Raw genomic sequence first — 15,367 nt, forward strand, 5'->3', positions numbered from 1 at the left:
CGTCTGGAAATCCTGAAAACAGCAGATCTTGAAAGGGGCAGCAGGATCTTGGGCTATCATCGCCTATTGTCGGAATATAGGGTTCTTGAATCGGGGTGGGAATCCAAGAAAAGCAACGCCCTGAAATTTCTATCACTATCAAGTGACCTGTCTTCCATTAAGGAGATAGATCCGGTCATGCCGCTCCCACATACTGGAAAATCTGATATTGAAATTGCGGACAAAATCCTAAATAAGAGCAGATGATAAATTAATTTTTTATGACATATACATTTTTTTTACAGGCATCTCCAGTGGGGGTGCCTGATTCATTTAAGGATACTTTCACTTTCCTACAGGGAAATGGGGTATACGAGGAAGGGGTAATGCACTTCCTGAAAGGGATGAAAGATACGATATGGACCCATTACGATACTTTTATTACGGATGCACAGGCGCTAGCGGCAATTTTTATGCTCATATTTTTTGCCATTAAGAGCTATGAAATGATGTCCGGCGATAAAAAAATGGAGATTATGCCCTTGCTCAGGCCATTTGGACTGGTCATGGTCATTATCTGGTGGGGAGCTTTCACAAGGGTGATCGCTTATCCTACGGATATTGTAGCTGCCAAAACGGAAAGCCTTTTTGATAGCGGACAGACCGAAGTCAATAGCCTTCGGCTCCAACGCGCAAAACTCATGTATGACATAGCCAATTCCCTGACCCAGATCCAGGCGGAAACCGAAGTCGCAAAAAACGAGGCGGATACATGGTACGGAAAGGCTTGGGATGCGGTCACCTCAACCGTGAAAGATGGATTTACTTCCGTATGGAACAATGTCGTGGAGCTAAGAAACAGGATGCAGATCAATTTGCAGCTATGGATGACCTATACACTGGAAACTTTGGCAGTCTGGGTACTTCGGATCTGTGTTTATATCATATTCATGATCCAGATACTCTATTCGACCATTCTGATCATTTTAGGCCCATTCTCCGTTGCGGTAAGTATTCTTCCCGCTTTCAGGGATTCCTTCGGAACCTGGATCGCACGGTTCGTGTCGGTCAATCTCTACTCTGGGATTGCCTATCTGGTGATGCATATAACCAGTCTTTTTCAGCAGTATGCTCTAGAAGCTGAGATCACCCGTTATCAGGAATTATTATCGACTTCTGGCGATAGGCTCGAAAAACTTGGCTGGCTTGCCGGAAATGGAATAATGTCATTTGGGATCGTCATCGTAACCTTCCTGATCGGTGGGCTGACAATGCTCACGGTGCCAAGTATAAGTACATGGATCGTATCCACTTCTGGAATCACTTCAGCCGCGGGTACAATGGGCCGTGGGGCATCCGGTATGGCAAGAACAGCTAGAAGGGTGATCGCAAAATTCTAAACTTAAATAAAGAACATGATTATCAAAAATATAGAATCAAAGATTCGTCTGGCAACCCTTATTGCCGTCGGGAGTTTAATAACGGCCTTTCTGTTGGTGTCCATAGTTTCTTTCTTTGCCTTTAAACAGGTGGAAAGTGCAAGAAAGTCAGTATATGTACTGGATATAAATAATGTGCCATTGGCCGCGCAGCAGACCAGTGTTGAAATGAACCGTTCAGCCGAGTACCGAACGCATATAAATTTATTCCATAGTCTTTTTTTTACTCTGACACCGGACGAGAAGTTTATAGAATACCAGATGAAGCGAGCGATGTATCTGATTGATGAATCAGGTGCTTTACAATACAATAACCTCCGTGAGAAAGGATTTTTTAATTCCATCTTGTCTTCCAGTGCGGTACTTACGATCCAGACGGATTCAATCCACCTTGAAGGAAACTATTTTCGCTTTTATGGTAAACAGACCATAGACCGACGGAGCTCAACCGTCGTTCGTAGTCTCATTACAGAAGGATATTTAAGGGACCTTAAAATCAGGACAGACAACAACGCGCATGCAGTTCTGATAACGAGATGGAAAACATTGGAAAATAAAGACCTCAGTTATGTTCAAAAAAATAACCTCTAATAAATCCGAAAGCAGTGTCTGGAAAGAGATCGGCAATGAATTTTCCAGGTATACTGTCCATCTTAGAAAATGTGTAAGGTCAAAATTGAGTACATATCCCAAACAGGTTTTCATGTTCATGGTGTTATGTATCCTGATTTCAATCTGCTGTTTTTTTATGCTGCCAAGGCAAAAGGAAGCAAAAATGGTGAAGAATCCGAAACTCTCTGCACCTATTGCGGATGGAATGGGAAATATATTTGGTTCAATCTCCGATCTAAAAGAAGTACTTGAACTTCAGGCTGTCCTAGAAGGGCTTTCAAAAAAAGATAACCTGGATAAACAGGATAGTATGATCCTTATCCAGATAAAGGATAGGCTTTTGTCGCTGGAAAACCATAATGCGAAGGATTCGATATCCAAAGATTGATCCAGCATTTTTTCCCTAAACCTGCTTAGTATTTCTCAATTCTAAATCAAATTATATTATGAAATTAGACCTAAAAAGGCCCAAATATATCATACCGATTATCGTCCTGCCTTTTATCTGTATTTTCTTTTACGTTTACCAATCCGCATTTTCAAAAGAGCGTGCTGTAAAAGATAATGGGCCCCAGCTAAAAGAACAGATTTCGGAAGTCTCCCCAGAGGTGAAAAATAAAGCTTTAACCGATAAGCTTAACGCTTACCGGGAAATGTACCGTCGAGGGGACGGCTATACCGCGGTGAATCAATTGCAGGAAGACAAAGTAGATGGATTCCGTTTTGATGAAATGTACAATGATAAAGAAAAACGCAAGTTAGATTCCATAAGGGATAAGCTTAAACAGGAATCACTAATTTCAGTTAATGCTCCAAGGGCTGTGCATGGAAATGAAGACCTGGACCGTGTCCTGAGTTCCCTTGTTCCTAAATCCAATCCAGAATCTAGAAAAGAACCAAAAAGGACAGAAGAAGATCCGATGCTTCTATTCCGCCGGCAGATGGAATTTGCCGATAGTCTGGCAAAGGCAAATGATCCGGAAGAAAGGGCAGCGAGAGAGGAGAGGCAGCGGATCGAAATGGCGAAAAAAGAAGAAGCGGATCTACCATTGCTTAATGTCAGAAAGGCCGACGATACCGAATCCGTTTTCAATACGGTTAGAGACAATCCGAACGATTCTTTTATTCAGGCCATAATTGACGAGAATATGACCGGATATGTGGATTCCAGGTTGCGGATCAGGCTCATGGATAATTTATTGGTGGGAAGCAATCTGATTCAAAAAGGCACCTATTTATACGCAAAGATTAGTGGATTTACCGGCCAGCGTGTCCTTTTGAGCATTACTTCAATTATGCAGGGAGGTAAGATCCTGCCCGTAAAACTTGATCTGTATGATAATGATGGTCTTCAGGGCCTTTATGTGCCCGCATCCGCTTTCAGGGAGTTCAGCAAAGAGCTTGGCGCAAATTCTTCTCAGGGAATTTCAATACAGGGGGGAGAAAACCAGAACCAGATCATTATGGGCGTGATCCAAAGGATGTTTCAGTCGACTACTACAGCAGTTTCCAGGTATATCCGGAAAAACAGGGCGAAAATCAAATATAATACGCTGGTCTATCTGATAGACCCACAAGCACTTCGTGAAAATCAAAAACAATACAAATAATCATTCATCATTTTCAATTATGAGAAATCTATTTCTGTTTTTATCGGCGATATTTTTGCTCGCCGCAACCCCGACAATGGCACAGTCAGGTGGAGACCATTTACTTAGCGACCTTAAATCTATCAGGATTTCCAAGGGAAACACAGTTCACATCCTTTCACCGGAACCGATCAAATATGTGGATATCTCTTCCAAAAGAGTAGTGGCAGATTTGCCTATAGATAATTTGCTCCGGCTTAAAATTGTTTCAGACAGCATGAATCTAGATGATTCGGGGACAGAACTCGGCAGCATTACAGTGGTCGGAGAAAATTTCATGACACAGTTCCGGGCCTTGAAAACTGGTCAGGATATTGAAGCACAGTCGCCGGTTCTTTATGAAATAAATCCTTTATCTACGGTTCCGCTGGAGCCTTCGGAAAATAACCTGAGCAGGAGCCAGATGAGGTCCTTATCCTATACTCTTTTAACCCAATCCGGTAACCGCCCAAAGAGGAAGGAAGAGAAGTTTGGAATAGGGATCTATCTGAACGGTATCAGAACGATCGGTGATTTCATTTTTCTGGATCTTTCATTTGTCAATAATACGAACCTTTCATTTAGGCCAGATCAGCTACGTTTTTTTGTGGAAGATAAAAGAATCACCAAGGCAACAAATGTCCAGTCGGTTGAGATAGAACCCATCTGGCAATTTCAGCCATTCGACCTCCTAAAGAAAAAGAACCGGAATATTTATGTTCTTAAAAAAGTAACATTTCCGGGCAATAAAATATTGCGGGTAAGTCTCACTGAAAAACAGTTGTCAGGCAGGGCAATTGACCTGAAAATCAAATACCAGGATATCCTGAATGCCGATTCTCTATAATCAATAAAAAAATGGAAGAAACAAAAGAACAACAGGGCCTTTATAGATTCTTCCAGTTCGCCATTTATCTTTCCATTTTTCTGGAGTTCTATCTCTTTCTTTATGTTGAGAAATCCCTTGAATATGGGATTCTAAACAAAACAAATTTACTTTTTGCAACCAAGCTGGCAAGGATGCCTTTTTATTCGGGACTGCTGGCCAGTAAGCTATTTACTGTTTTTTTGGTCATACTGGTTTCTATCGGTACCCTGAGTAAAAAGAAGAAAGATCTAAATCCCAAGAACCATATTGTTTATCCCCTCACGCTTGGATTCTTAATAATTGGGCTCGCTGTATGGCTGCACGGTCAAAAAGGGAAACCGGTTCTATACGGGCTGAATTATTATGATCTTGGTTATGTATTCAGCTCTTTTCTGGGGATTGTCCTGATCCATGTTGCATTAGACAACATTTCAAAGATTATCAGCTCTAGATTAGGGAAAGATAAATGGAATATCGAGGAAGAATCCTTTATGCAGCCCACCCAGGCGAAAATCACGCCATATTCTGTCAATATCCCTATGTTGTTTTATTATAAGGGAAAGGTTAATCAAGGCTATATTCCACTGGAAAACTTATTTAGGGGCTGTTTGGTCTGCGGAGTTCCGGGAAGCGGTAAAAGTTTTGGGGTCATTATGCCAATTCTGCGTCAAATGATAGCAAATTCATTTACCATGTGCATTTATGATCTAAAGTATCCTGATCTTGGGAAGATTGCTTACTATCATTACCTGCTGGCGAAACAGGATGGAAAAATGCCGGATTATGAATTCCATGTCATTAACCTAAATGATCCATCTAGAAGCCGCCGGGCAAATCCATTTAAACCGGAATATTTGCAGACCCTCGCAGATGCAAATGAAACTGCCGAAGCATTGGTAGAGGCCCTTAAAAAGGGTGATAAAAGTGGAGGAAGCGACCAGTTTTTTACCCAATCTGCCGTGAACTTCTTAACCGCCTGTATCTACTTCTTTTGTAAGTATGAAAATGGATGCTATTCAACCTTGCCACATGTTCTGGCATTTTTGAACATGTCCTACGAAGATGTTTTTGACACACTCTTTAGCAACGAAGAACTTAATTCGCTCTTGTCTCCTTTTATGACAGCTTATAAGGCGCGTGCTTTTGAGCAGCTGGAGGGACAGGTAGGAACGCTAAAAATCTTTATCAGCAGGCTAGCGACAAAAGAAACGTTCTGGGTTTTTGGAGGAGATGACTTTGAACTACAGGTCAGTAATCCCAAACATCCCGGAATACTGATCTTGGCTAATGATCCCGCTACCCAGAGCATCAATTCCGCATGTTTATCGGTTGTCGTGAACCGTGTTACAAAATTGGTGAATTCCAAAGGAAACCTTCCTGTTGGAATAGTCGTTGATGAAGCTCCAAGTTTATATTTATACCGTATAGAACAGGTCCTTAGTCAGGCTCGAAGTAATCTTGTGGCGACAGTCCTGGGTATCCAGAGCTTACAACAATTTCAGCAGCAGTATGGCAAAGAAACTTCCGCAACGATTACTTCGGTAGTGGGAAATGTTCTATCAGGAAGCGTGCAGAACAAAGATACGCTTGAGTGGTTGGAAAGGATCTTTGGAAAAGTAAAACAGCAGAGCGAAAGCCTTAGTATCGACAGGAATAAAACTTCTATATCCCTGTCAGAAAAACTCGAACCCCTTATCCCCGCCGGTAAAATCGCAGCACTGCCTGCTGGTCAGATGGTAGGACTTGTCGCTTCTGATGCCGTAGAGAAATTCACCGGAAAATTTAGGACCTCAGCCGTTAACTGCCGAATAAATATTGATGTTGGAGCGATAAAACAGGAAGAGCAGCATTATAGAGAATTACCCATATTCTATGATTTTGGAGAGAAAAAAGAACAGATACTGCTGGCAAATTTCAAAAAGATCAAAGAGGAAGTTAATTCAGTTGTTGAAGCAGTTACCGGATTTCGGTATACCGAGCCTACCGAAAAAGAATCCTTAGCGGATAAGTACAAAAATTCATCGGAATAATTTTCAGAACACTGATTTAATTTCATTATGTATAATATTCGTTGCCCTGTTTATTGTAGTCCAATAATCTGGGTATTTCTATTGCTTTTTATTTCCTTAAATACCGTTGGGCAATCCCTAGATTTTAGTCTCCCGCTTGAAAAAATGCGGGTTACGTCGCCTTACGGTTTTAGGGTACATCCGATAAAATTTAAACCTATTCATCATAACGGTGTAGATCTTGCCGCCAGAGATTCACCCATCTTTAATATAATTTCAGGAAAAGTGGTGAATGCCGCGGAAAGTCCTACGCTGGGTAAATTTCTGGTAATAGAATCAGGTGATGAAATCCAGGTTATATACGGACATCTATCTCGACTATTGGTCCAAAAAGGCGAATGTTTACCGCCCGGTCATCTACTTGGTGTAAGCGGTAGAACAGGTCTGGCGACCGGAGAGCATCTCCATCTCTCAGTCAAAATCCGGGGTCAATTTATTGACCCCATTCTTTTTCTTAAAAAACTCAATGAACTCAGCTTAAATCCTTTAAACGAGCAAAAAAATGAATAAATCTTTTGAAAGCCTTAATGAGAAACTTAGAATTCTGAAAGAAGGCGAAGAAATTGGGCTAACGCCCGAAGAGGCAGTCATATACGGAATATCTTATGGTGACGAATTTCCTTTTGACGAGGAAAATAACGAGGAAGGGGAGGAGGATGAACAATAAGGTAAAATCGCTACACGAGCAGGTTGCCGCGGCCCTCATAGAAAAATTGGAAAAAGGAACAGCTCCTTGGCAGAAACCTTGGAATTCCGTCTCAACCGATTTCAGTCTTCCTTATAACGCAATTACCGGAAATAGATATAAAGGAATCAATATCTTTTCATTGCTGAATTCAGGCAGGGAAGACCCCCGATGGCTGACTTTCAAGCAAGCGGATTCCAAAGGCTGGCAAATAAATAAGGGTGAAAAGGGTACGCTTGTTCAATTTGTCAAAACCCATGATCTTATCCCGAAATTAGATGAAAACGGGAAAAAAGTCCTTGATGAAAATGGCAAAAGCATAAAAGTACGGACGCCTTTGGAACGTGCCATTGTCACAGCGGCTTGGGTCTTTAACGCTGAGCAGGTCAGTGGAATTCCTAAATTAGAATTAAAACCCCAATTGAAATCTGATTGGGACCCAATAGTCCGTGCGGAAGATCTGGTTCTCCTTTCCGGTGCGGTGGTCAATCACAGAAAAGGAGATGAGGCGTATTATAGCCTCCGTTCTGACAGTATAACGATGCCGTTAAAAGAACAGTTTGCCACTCCAGACCGCTATTATGCTTCCCTTCTTCATGAGCTTGGGCATTGGACTGGCCATCAGGATAGGCTCAACAGGTCCCTGTTTAATAGGTTTGGAAGTGAAGGGTATGCACGGGAAGAATTAAGGGCTGAGATTGCCTCTATGCTGATCGGTGATGAGTTTAAGATCGGTCATGATCCTGGCCAGCATGCTGCTTATGTAAAAGGGTGGATCGAAATGTTAAAAAATAATCCTTATGAAATCCATGCGGCGGCAACGGACGCGGAAAGGATATTTTCTTATCTGCTGGATTTTGAGCGTAAACGTGAACTTAACCAGCAAACCACTAATAAAAGCTCGCAAAAAAATGAATCCAAACTCTTTATTGGCGATATCATTACGTACAAGGATTCGGTTTATAAAGTAACCAGTCAACTGAAAAGAGGAAGGCTTCAGATGGAAGTAGAGGACTCCGGAAAGAAATTTGTACTCTCAAAAAACGACAGACTCTACCAATCGTTGCTAGATGTCAAAAACGGCAATGATATAAAAACTCCAGCAATTTCTAATAGTAACGAAGAAGTCCAAAAGGCTTCTTATGGTTTAAAACGTTAATCCTATAACTCGATAATAATATGAATCAATTTAAAGACAACGAACTTCCCCTTGGTGAACTTGAAAAATTGGGCCTCTACATTCAGGGACGGATACTTCTCTCCAGGGACAACATCAATGCACTTCTTACAGGTAGAAGAACTGAAATGACAAATTTTAAAGACCTTAAATTTGATGGGCTTTCTATTCCCGAACTCGATGCGAAACTATCTTTAAAGAAAAATGACGACGGAAGTGTGAGCCTGAATGTGCATCCAATATATAAGGTGGCTAAAGCACATGAGCTTCTGGATGAAAATGAAAGCCAGAAACTTCAAAATGGTGAGATTGACAATATTGCCAAAGAGCAAGAAGTACAAAAGGGTAAGGTCAGGAAAATAATCATCGAATATGATGAACAGACCAAAGAATTTATTTCCTATGATCCTGAAAAAGTAAATGTTCCATTAGCTGTAAACTCAGAGACGCTTACCGAAGAGCAAAAGAAAAAATTTAAAAATGGTCAGATTGTGAAATTATCCGATGGTACCAGGTTTCAGCATACGGCGCTTAACCCCCAGGGATTAAAATCGGATAATAAAAGACTAGCACTTTCGGTCCTGTTTGATGCAGGCATCTCTTACCTTGTATATAGAGGGATTCAGGCCCTGAAAAACCGTGCTGCCAAATTCCAATCCGAAGGTTATACTAATGGGTATAATCAGGCCATTGCAGATATGAAACAAAAAGGAAATGTAGTCGATTCTAATGTCACCATCCAGCAATTAATAAATAAACATATCCCAAATCAAGAATCTAGAGGATATGGACGCTCATCGTCCCGTTAATGAATGTAGATAAGTTGGATCAGGATGTGATCCGATTCTTTGAACCCTTTTTTGAAAGATCTCCTGCCGGTTTTGAGTTCAGCTATAGATATCTTTCAGATCAGCAAAAGGAAGTTTGGACTAACAACGTGTGTGTTAAAGAGGTAGCTAGTGGTATATGGAAAGCTTATAATCATTTTCCATCTTCGGTAACTGATTTATTTATAGCTCCAGCTTGTCTAGATATTTTATGTTTTACACATTTTTTTCCACAATATGTTGATAACTCGTTGTCTGTTGCCTTTGCTTCGATGGGTTATCTCCCATGCAAAGTAAATTTTAGGGAACTCATTTGTGAGTTCCCTAATGCGAAAATCCATCTGATAGCTGAAAATAGCTTGATTGGGAAAATCTTTGACTGCAAGATTGCTCTTTGGAACCGTAGTATTGACTCAAAATTTTGGATCAATGGTGATTTAATAGAAATAGAATTTGGCTCGCAAAGTCTTGTATTACCGATTGAGAGGTTTTCCCTAAACTACTTTGAGGTGATTTCTGGTAAACGGTTCGCCATCCGAACTCATAAACCGGTTAAGGGATTCTTGAATTTCCCTCATTTATTTACTGCTTTATAGTCTTCAGTGCCAATAAGGCTGATTGTTATCCGTCTAGAACTTGTGGATTTAACCACATTTAGAATTATATTTTATGAATATTGAACTTAAAAATATAAAACACTCTCCTTCATTAAGCGAAGAGACAGAGGCGTTCACAGCTTCTTTATATATAAATGGTAAACATGTTGGTTATGCCAAAAATGCAGGACATGGTGGTTCAACTGACTATTATCATAAAGATGCTAAAGGAAAAGAACTTATAAAGCAGGCCGAAGACCACGCAAAATCTTTTAAAAAACCAGATGATCCTTTTATTAATATGGCTTTAGAAGAGAAATTAAATGATCTACTTTATGATCATTTACAGAAAAAGGAACTCGAAAAATTCAATAAGAAACTTGCTAAAATAACCGACAATGGAATTGCCTATGGTATTCCAAATGATTCGTATTCTTATTTTACTTTCAATCACTCGATGGAAAAATTCCTAAATAATATTAAAGGGATCGAACATATCAAGAATTTGATAAGGGATAAAATTATTCCAAAGCTAGGGTCCGATAAAATTATTTTAAATACAAATATTCCTGAAACACTCCTTTTGGAATCTGGTCTCAAAAAAGGCCAGTATGCCCAACCTAAAAGCAATATTGTAACTCAAGCCAATTTGGATTCACAGAATGAGCAAATTAAAAGAAGGAGGTAGTATGTTAAAATAGGGAGAACCCTAACCTGTTTTCTAATCAGAAAATCCGCTTTTTTATTCTGTAGTCCCACCTATGTTCGAATTAGGTGTAGAATTTGATACCATTCAGAAATTCAATGATCAATTAATTCATAACATTTTGATCGTCTGGATATTGTGCTGAGAGATTAGGAAATCGTCTTAGAATCGAATTGCATCTATACCTGAAATATCCGATTAATTGTCTATTCTAAGCCATACGTTTCGGCCTGATAAGCTATTTTTCTCGAAGCTATAATCATTAGATGATAACCTTGCTCGGAAGAAGAAAATTATCTCAGTTCTAATATGGTTTTTATCAAAATTTTGGTAATCAAAGCGGTCTAGAACTTTAACTTTTATAGATTATAATTTCAATAAAATTTAAAACGTTTTACTTAATTTTAGATCAATTTAAACCGAAATATTAAGTAACTTAAAAAATTGCATCAATTCATAGTATGAATCTTAGACAAATTTTAAATAATTCTAAAATTGGATTGTTAGAAAAAATCAATTTTATAAAAACTCAAATAGATCCAGGTAGCTATAATAAGATATTTGAGAGTAATAGAATTTTAAGACATTCATTAAATAGGAATTTATTTCCCAAAAATCTTGAAAACATTAAAGTTAACGATCCATTGTATTTTACAAATGATTTTGTCTCTGAATTTCAGTGGGTTGCTAACAAGATATTATTAAATGTTTCGGATATTAATCAATTTGTTGTTTTAAAAGAAGAGTTTGAGATTTCAATTTTAAAAGGTGATTTTCCTACTGCTAAATCCCTTATTTCACAAATTGTTTCGAATTATGGATTTAGTATATGGTCAATTGAATCAGAACTGCATATCTCCGAGGAAGAAATTGGTTCAAGTGAAAACTGGTTAAAATTGTCCAATTATTTAAATATTATAGGGAATAATTTTTATGAATTCTGTATAAATGCGAGTAGTAAAAAAATTGAAAACTCTGTATCTTTTGAAAGTTATGTCAATCAAATACAGAATGATATAAATACTATAAATGCAAATGAGCTAATAAAAGATTTTTTTGTATTCAGCAATTTCGTATTTGCTAATTATAATTATTATTATTCTGATTTACGAAGCGCTATTTATATCTGTAACTTATTTTCTATAATAGATCAATATAATAATATTATAAATGTTATTACTGTAAACCTAAACAATAAAAATTGTGAATATAGAGCCTTATTTAAATCATTTGTTTCCAAATTAATTAAAGCGGGGAATTCAGATATAAGAGTTATCAATATTTATAATCATCTGTGGGATGAAAAATATATTGAAAATAAGAATTGGACTCTAATAAATGAGATATTAGAAATCTATTACAAAGGAGATTTTAAATCATCCCTGAAACTTAGTAAAATATTTATAATAGAATATCCTTTGGAATTCGAGGTCTATGAGATTTATATAAAGTCAATAATAAATTTAAAACAAGAATTTGAGCCTTTAGGACTAAGATCTATTGATTTAGTGTTAATGGAATTATATCAATATTTATTATTTAAAAAAAACAATGAAAAATGTGGTAGAAAATTAATTAAATATGCCCTCAAGTATTCGAATGGCAATCTAGGAATGCAAATAATGGATTTTCTTTCTAATATAGATAACAACAAAAATCAATCAATTAGATATTCTTTTTATTCTAATTCTTATAAAGTTGCTTTAGAAGGATTTAACTCTGCTATAGGTGATTTATTCGGGAATAATAACTATTTTGAATATAAAAAAATTTTGTATGGGCTTAAGGATGTGGAATATTCGAAGTTTGTTTCAACAGATAATTTACTGAAACTTGTTGCAGAAGTTGCTTATTATTACTATAGCAATAATTATTCTAGTGTAATAAGTCTTGTAACAGAAAATTTTTCAGTTATAATCTCCAGTAATTACTACAAAGAGCGTTTTTTGTTTTTTTTATTCGATTCTTATATAAAAGATAACAAAATTGAAGAAGCTCTCGATCTATTTGGATATATGATGTTTGATGAAGACACCTTTTACATCAAGACAAATTTCCAAGAACTATTTGAGCTAGCAATAGAGAATGATGATAAATTTAAATTCATTAGTAGTATAAATACTTTGATTCTATCATCTTTGTATTATTTTGAATATAATTTATATGAATTTCTAGATGAGTTTTTATGCTCAAGAAATTATGATTTAGAAGATGTATTACATCTCGAAAATTTAGATCCAAGTATTAATGTATATTTATTAAATAAGATATGCACGATAGATACCATCAAGTATTACTTTAATCGAATTAATGATACCGAGGAATTTAGATTGAAAGTTTTGTTTCGTCTAATAACTATAGATAAAAAGAATAAGAAAATTTATAGTGATGAAATCGATGAGATAAATAAAAAGATTTCTGTAAGAAATGTGATTAAAGAAGTTAATAATGGAAGATTATTCGTAGATATAGATAGACTCAAAGAACAATTAGTTGAGAAATATAATGATGATTTTAACCGTCTTTTAAGAATAGCCACAGAAAAGAAAAGCAATAAGTTGGTAAGTTTCAATGCTTCAAAAGCCAGAAACTGGGAAACGTCATTGAAAGAGCAGGTGCAAGATGATTTTAATAATTATAATGATGCTGATTTTGTGGCTTTTAAAAATATATATTATGAAGTTCGCGAGCAATTTTTATTTAGCAAAGAATATGGATTAGACAGTAGTTTGAGTACAAAAATTCGACATGGCGCATTGGAAAACCAAATTAGAAGTGTATTTGAGAAATTAAATTTGGTAACAACAAAGCTATCTGGCGAGTATATTGACTCTGAATACTGGAATTCACAAAAAGTTGAACCAGATTGCTTGGAAACTATACAGATTCAAATAAAAGTTTTTAGCAAACAAATAGATGATCTCACTGGGAATTTAAAAAACCATGCGATACAAATTACTCATGAAAGATTGAATAATCCAATTGCTGTATTTAACTATTCTACAAATGATGAGATCCTTTACAATTTTTATAAACAACATATCGATTATTTAAAAAATACAGACGATATTGTTGAAATTTTATTAAATGATTTAGCATACTATACGAATTTGAAATTGTGTATTGGTATTTACGAATATTTAGAAAATGAGGTCTATCAACTAATTAGTGATCTGGTCGAGAACTTTAGAAATAGCCTTCCTAAATCATTGCCTAGAAATATCATGCTTTATGAAAATTTAAATACGTCTTTGACAAATTTGCAATTGTGTCTTGAAGATGTTTCTGAGTGGTTTATATTAGAAACATCTTCAACCTCCAAATTATTAATGCTTGAAGATATAATAAATGCCAGTGTTGAAATTACAAAGCAATTAAATATAAGTATTACTGTTGATTATGAGGTGGATATGAAGTTTAAGAGCGTTTCTGGTTATAGTAGTTTGATCTATGTGTTTAATATTCTATTTACCAACGCAATTATTCACTCTCAATCCGATAATAAGATAAAGTTAACAGTTAAGAGTGAATTGATTGATGGTCAATATATTAAAATTGATGTTATTAATACTCACAATATTAAAGATCTTCAAAAAACAAAAGATAATTTGAAAATTATAAAGGATAATTGGAATGATTTAAAGAAAATAGAACGCTCTAATATTGAGGGGGAGAGTGGGTTCCATAAAATTAAACGAATAATGATATATGAAGCAAAATGCATAACAGAAAAGTTCGATTATGAAGTAAATAGTGAAAATATCACAATCTCACTTTTTTTAGTTTATAAAAAACCAGATAATCATGAAAATATTAATTATTGAAGATGATAGAATTAAGATCGATAAGTTAACATCCTTATTGTATAAATGCGATTTTGACTTAAGAGAGTCATTTCAATCAGGATTGGAAGCATTAAGATCGAACAACTATGATGTGTTAATTTTAGATATGACCATACCGCTTTGGGAGAAAGAGAATAATGATATTAATCAAAATTATGAACAATTTGGTGGAGAGAAGATATTACGCGAAATGAAGAGAAAAGCTATTATTGTTCCAGTAATCTTGTTTACTATGTTTGACAAATTTCCTATAGGTAATGATGTATTGACTTTCGAACAGATTTCTGCAAAATATAAACAGAATTTTGATTTTTATGTTGACGGGGTATATTATGATTCAAGAAACGATGATTGGAAGAGTAATTTGTTAACTCTAATAGAAAGTATAAAATAAATGAATCCTAATATTTCGATTTTGATCGTAGATGATGATATGAATAAAATTCAAAATATTATCACTACAATAAAAGCCCAGATTAAAGATGTGCCATTAAGAATAAATCAAGCCATTAGCATATCGGAAGCCAAACAATATTTAAAAAAAGATAAATATCACTTATTAATTTCAGATCTACAGATGCCGTTACATGAAGGGGGAGAATTAATACCAAAAGCCGGGGAAATCTTAGTTAGGGAAATTTATAAAGTAAAAAATAGACTCAATGTACCCTTATATATTATTGGTTTAACCCAACATCGTCAATTTATCTCAAATTTTAATAATCTTTGGAAGGTACTTTTTTATAACATGTCTGAAGAAAGTTGGAAGATATATTTACGAGATCTAATTTTTCATATTTATTTAATTAAGTCAAATTTATCACAATTTATTATTGAAACAATTTTCGTTGAAGGTGTAAATGATTTTAAATTATTACAAAAAACAACCGAATTATATTATGAAGAGTTATTGACTGGATATAATGTTGAAGTTGA

General features: G+C 36.0%; 16 protein-coding genes. All 16 read left to right on the forward strand.

Annotation, left to right across the window (positions count from 1 at the left end; translation table 11 throughout):
- Positions 1–246: hypothetical protein (locus B2X72_RS02530; RefSeq protein ID WP_286848202.1), on the forward strand; the 246-nt coding region annotated here is incomplete at its 5' end.
- A gap of 14 nt (positions 247–260) precedes the next feature.
- Entirely contained in the window at positions 261–1,379 is a 1,119-nt protein-coding gene (locus tag B2X72_RS02535; protein ID WP_286778631.1) for a plasmid transfer protein, read from the forward strand.
- A 15-nt stretch (positions 1,380–1,394) separates the two neighbouring features.
- Complete coding sequence (gene traK, locus B2X72_RS02540; RefSeq protein ID WP_286778630.1) at positions 1,395–2,009, forward strand: conjugative transposon protein TraK; 615 nt, start codon at positions 1,395–1,397, stop codon at positions 2,007–2,009.
- A gap of 184 nt (positions 2,010–2,193) precedes the next feature.
- Positions 2,194–2,418, forward strand: coding sequence for a hypothetical protein (locus B2X72_RS02545; protein ID WP_286778629.1), 225 nt, complete (start codon positions 2,194–2,196; stop codon positions 2,416–2,418).
- A gap of 58 nt (positions 2,419–2,476) precedes the next feature.
- Positions 2,477–3,640 carry a conjugative transposon protein TraM gene (locus tag B2X72_RS02550; protein ID WP_286778628.1) on the forward strand — a complete coding sequence of 388 codons (1,164 nt, stop codon included), beginning with the start codon at positions 2,477–2,479 and terminating at the stop codon, positions 3,638–3,640.
- Positions 3,641–3,659: 19 nt separating this feature from the next.
- Positions 3,660–4,505: a conjugative transposon protein TraN gene (gene traN, locus B2X72_RS02555; protein WP_286778627.1), complete on the forward strand. Its 846-nt coding sequence runs from the start codon at positions 3,660–3,662 to the stop codon at positions 4,503–4,505.
- Between the two features lie 11 nt (positions 4,506–4,516).
- Positions 4,517–6,556 (forward strand): type IV secretion system DNA-binding domain-containing protein, encoded by a 2,040-nt coding sequence (locus B2X72_RS02560; RefSeq protein WP_286778626.1) that lies wholly within the window; start codon positions 4,517–4,519, stop codon positions 6,554–6,556.
- Between the two features lie 27 nt (positions 6,557–6,583).
- The gene (locus tag B2X72_RS02565; RefSeq protein ID WP_286848203.1) at positions 6,584–7,105 is read left to right on the forward strand and encodes a M23 family metallopeptidase; all 522 of its coding nucleotides are present in this window, start codon (positions 6,584–6,586) and stop codon (positions 7,103–7,105) included.
- On the forward strand, positions 7,098–7,262 hold the full coding sequence (locus B2X72_RS02570; RefSeq protein WP_286778624.1) for a hypothetical protein: 165 nt from the start codon (positions 7,098–7,100) through the stop codon (positions 7,260–7,262). The genes B2X72_RS02565 and B2X72_RS02570 overlap by 8 nt, the downstream gene beginning before the upstream one ends.
- On the forward strand, positions 7,252–8,439 hold the full coding sequence (locus B2X72_RS02575) for an ArdC family protein (protein WP_286778623.1): 1,188 nt from the start codon (positions 7,252–7,254) through the stop codon (positions 8,437–8,439). Before B2X72_RS02570 ends, B2X72_RS02575 begins: the two co-directional genes overlap by 11 nt.
- A 20-nt stretch (positions 8,440–8,459) precedes the next feature.
- Positions 8,460–9,266 carry a DUF4099 domain-containing protein gene (locus B2X72_RS02580; RefSeq protein WP_286778622.1) on the forward strand — a complete coding sequence of 269 codons (807 nt, stop codon included), beginning with the start codon at positions 8,460–8,462 and terminating at the stop codon, positions 9,264–9,266.
- Entirely contained in the window at positions 9,266–9,880 is a 615-nt protein-coding gene (locus B2X72_RS02585) for a hypothetical protein (RefSeq protein WP_286778621.1), read from the forward strand. Before B2X72_RS02580 ends, B2X72_RS02585 begins: the two co-directional genes overlap by 1 nt.
- Before the next feature lie 73 nt (positions 9,881–9,953).
- Entirely contained in the window at positions 9,954–10,568 is a 615-nt protein-coding gene (locus tag B2X72_RS02590; RefSeq protein WP_286778620.1) for a hypothetical protein, read from the forward strand.
- Positions 10,569–11,047: 479 nt separating this feature from the next.
- Positions 11,048–14,410 (forward strand): hypothetical protein, encoded by a 3,363-nt coding sequence (locus B2X72_RS02595; RefSeq protein ID WP_286778619.1) that lies wholly within the window; start codon positions 11,048–11,050, stop codon positions 14,408–14,410.
- A complete protein-coding gene (locus B2X72_RS02600; RefSeq protein WP_286778618.1) occupies positions 14,391–14,825 on the forward strand; it encodes a hypothetical protein in 435 nt (144 codons plus the stop codon). The genes B2X72_RS02595 and B2X72_RS02600 overlap by 20 nt, the downstream gene beginning before the upstream one ends.
- Positions 14,826–15,367, forward strand: a 542-nt coding sequence (locus B2X72_RS02605) for a hypothetical protein (RefSeq protein ID WP_286848204.1), incomplete at its 3' end; no start/stop codon positions are given.

The organism is Sphingobacterium sp. UBA7253, assembly GCF_002472745.1.
Taxonomy (GTDB): domain Bacteria; phylum Bacteroidota; class Bacteroidia; order Sphingobacteriales; family Sphingobacteriaceae; genus Sphingobacterium; species Sphingobacterium siyangense.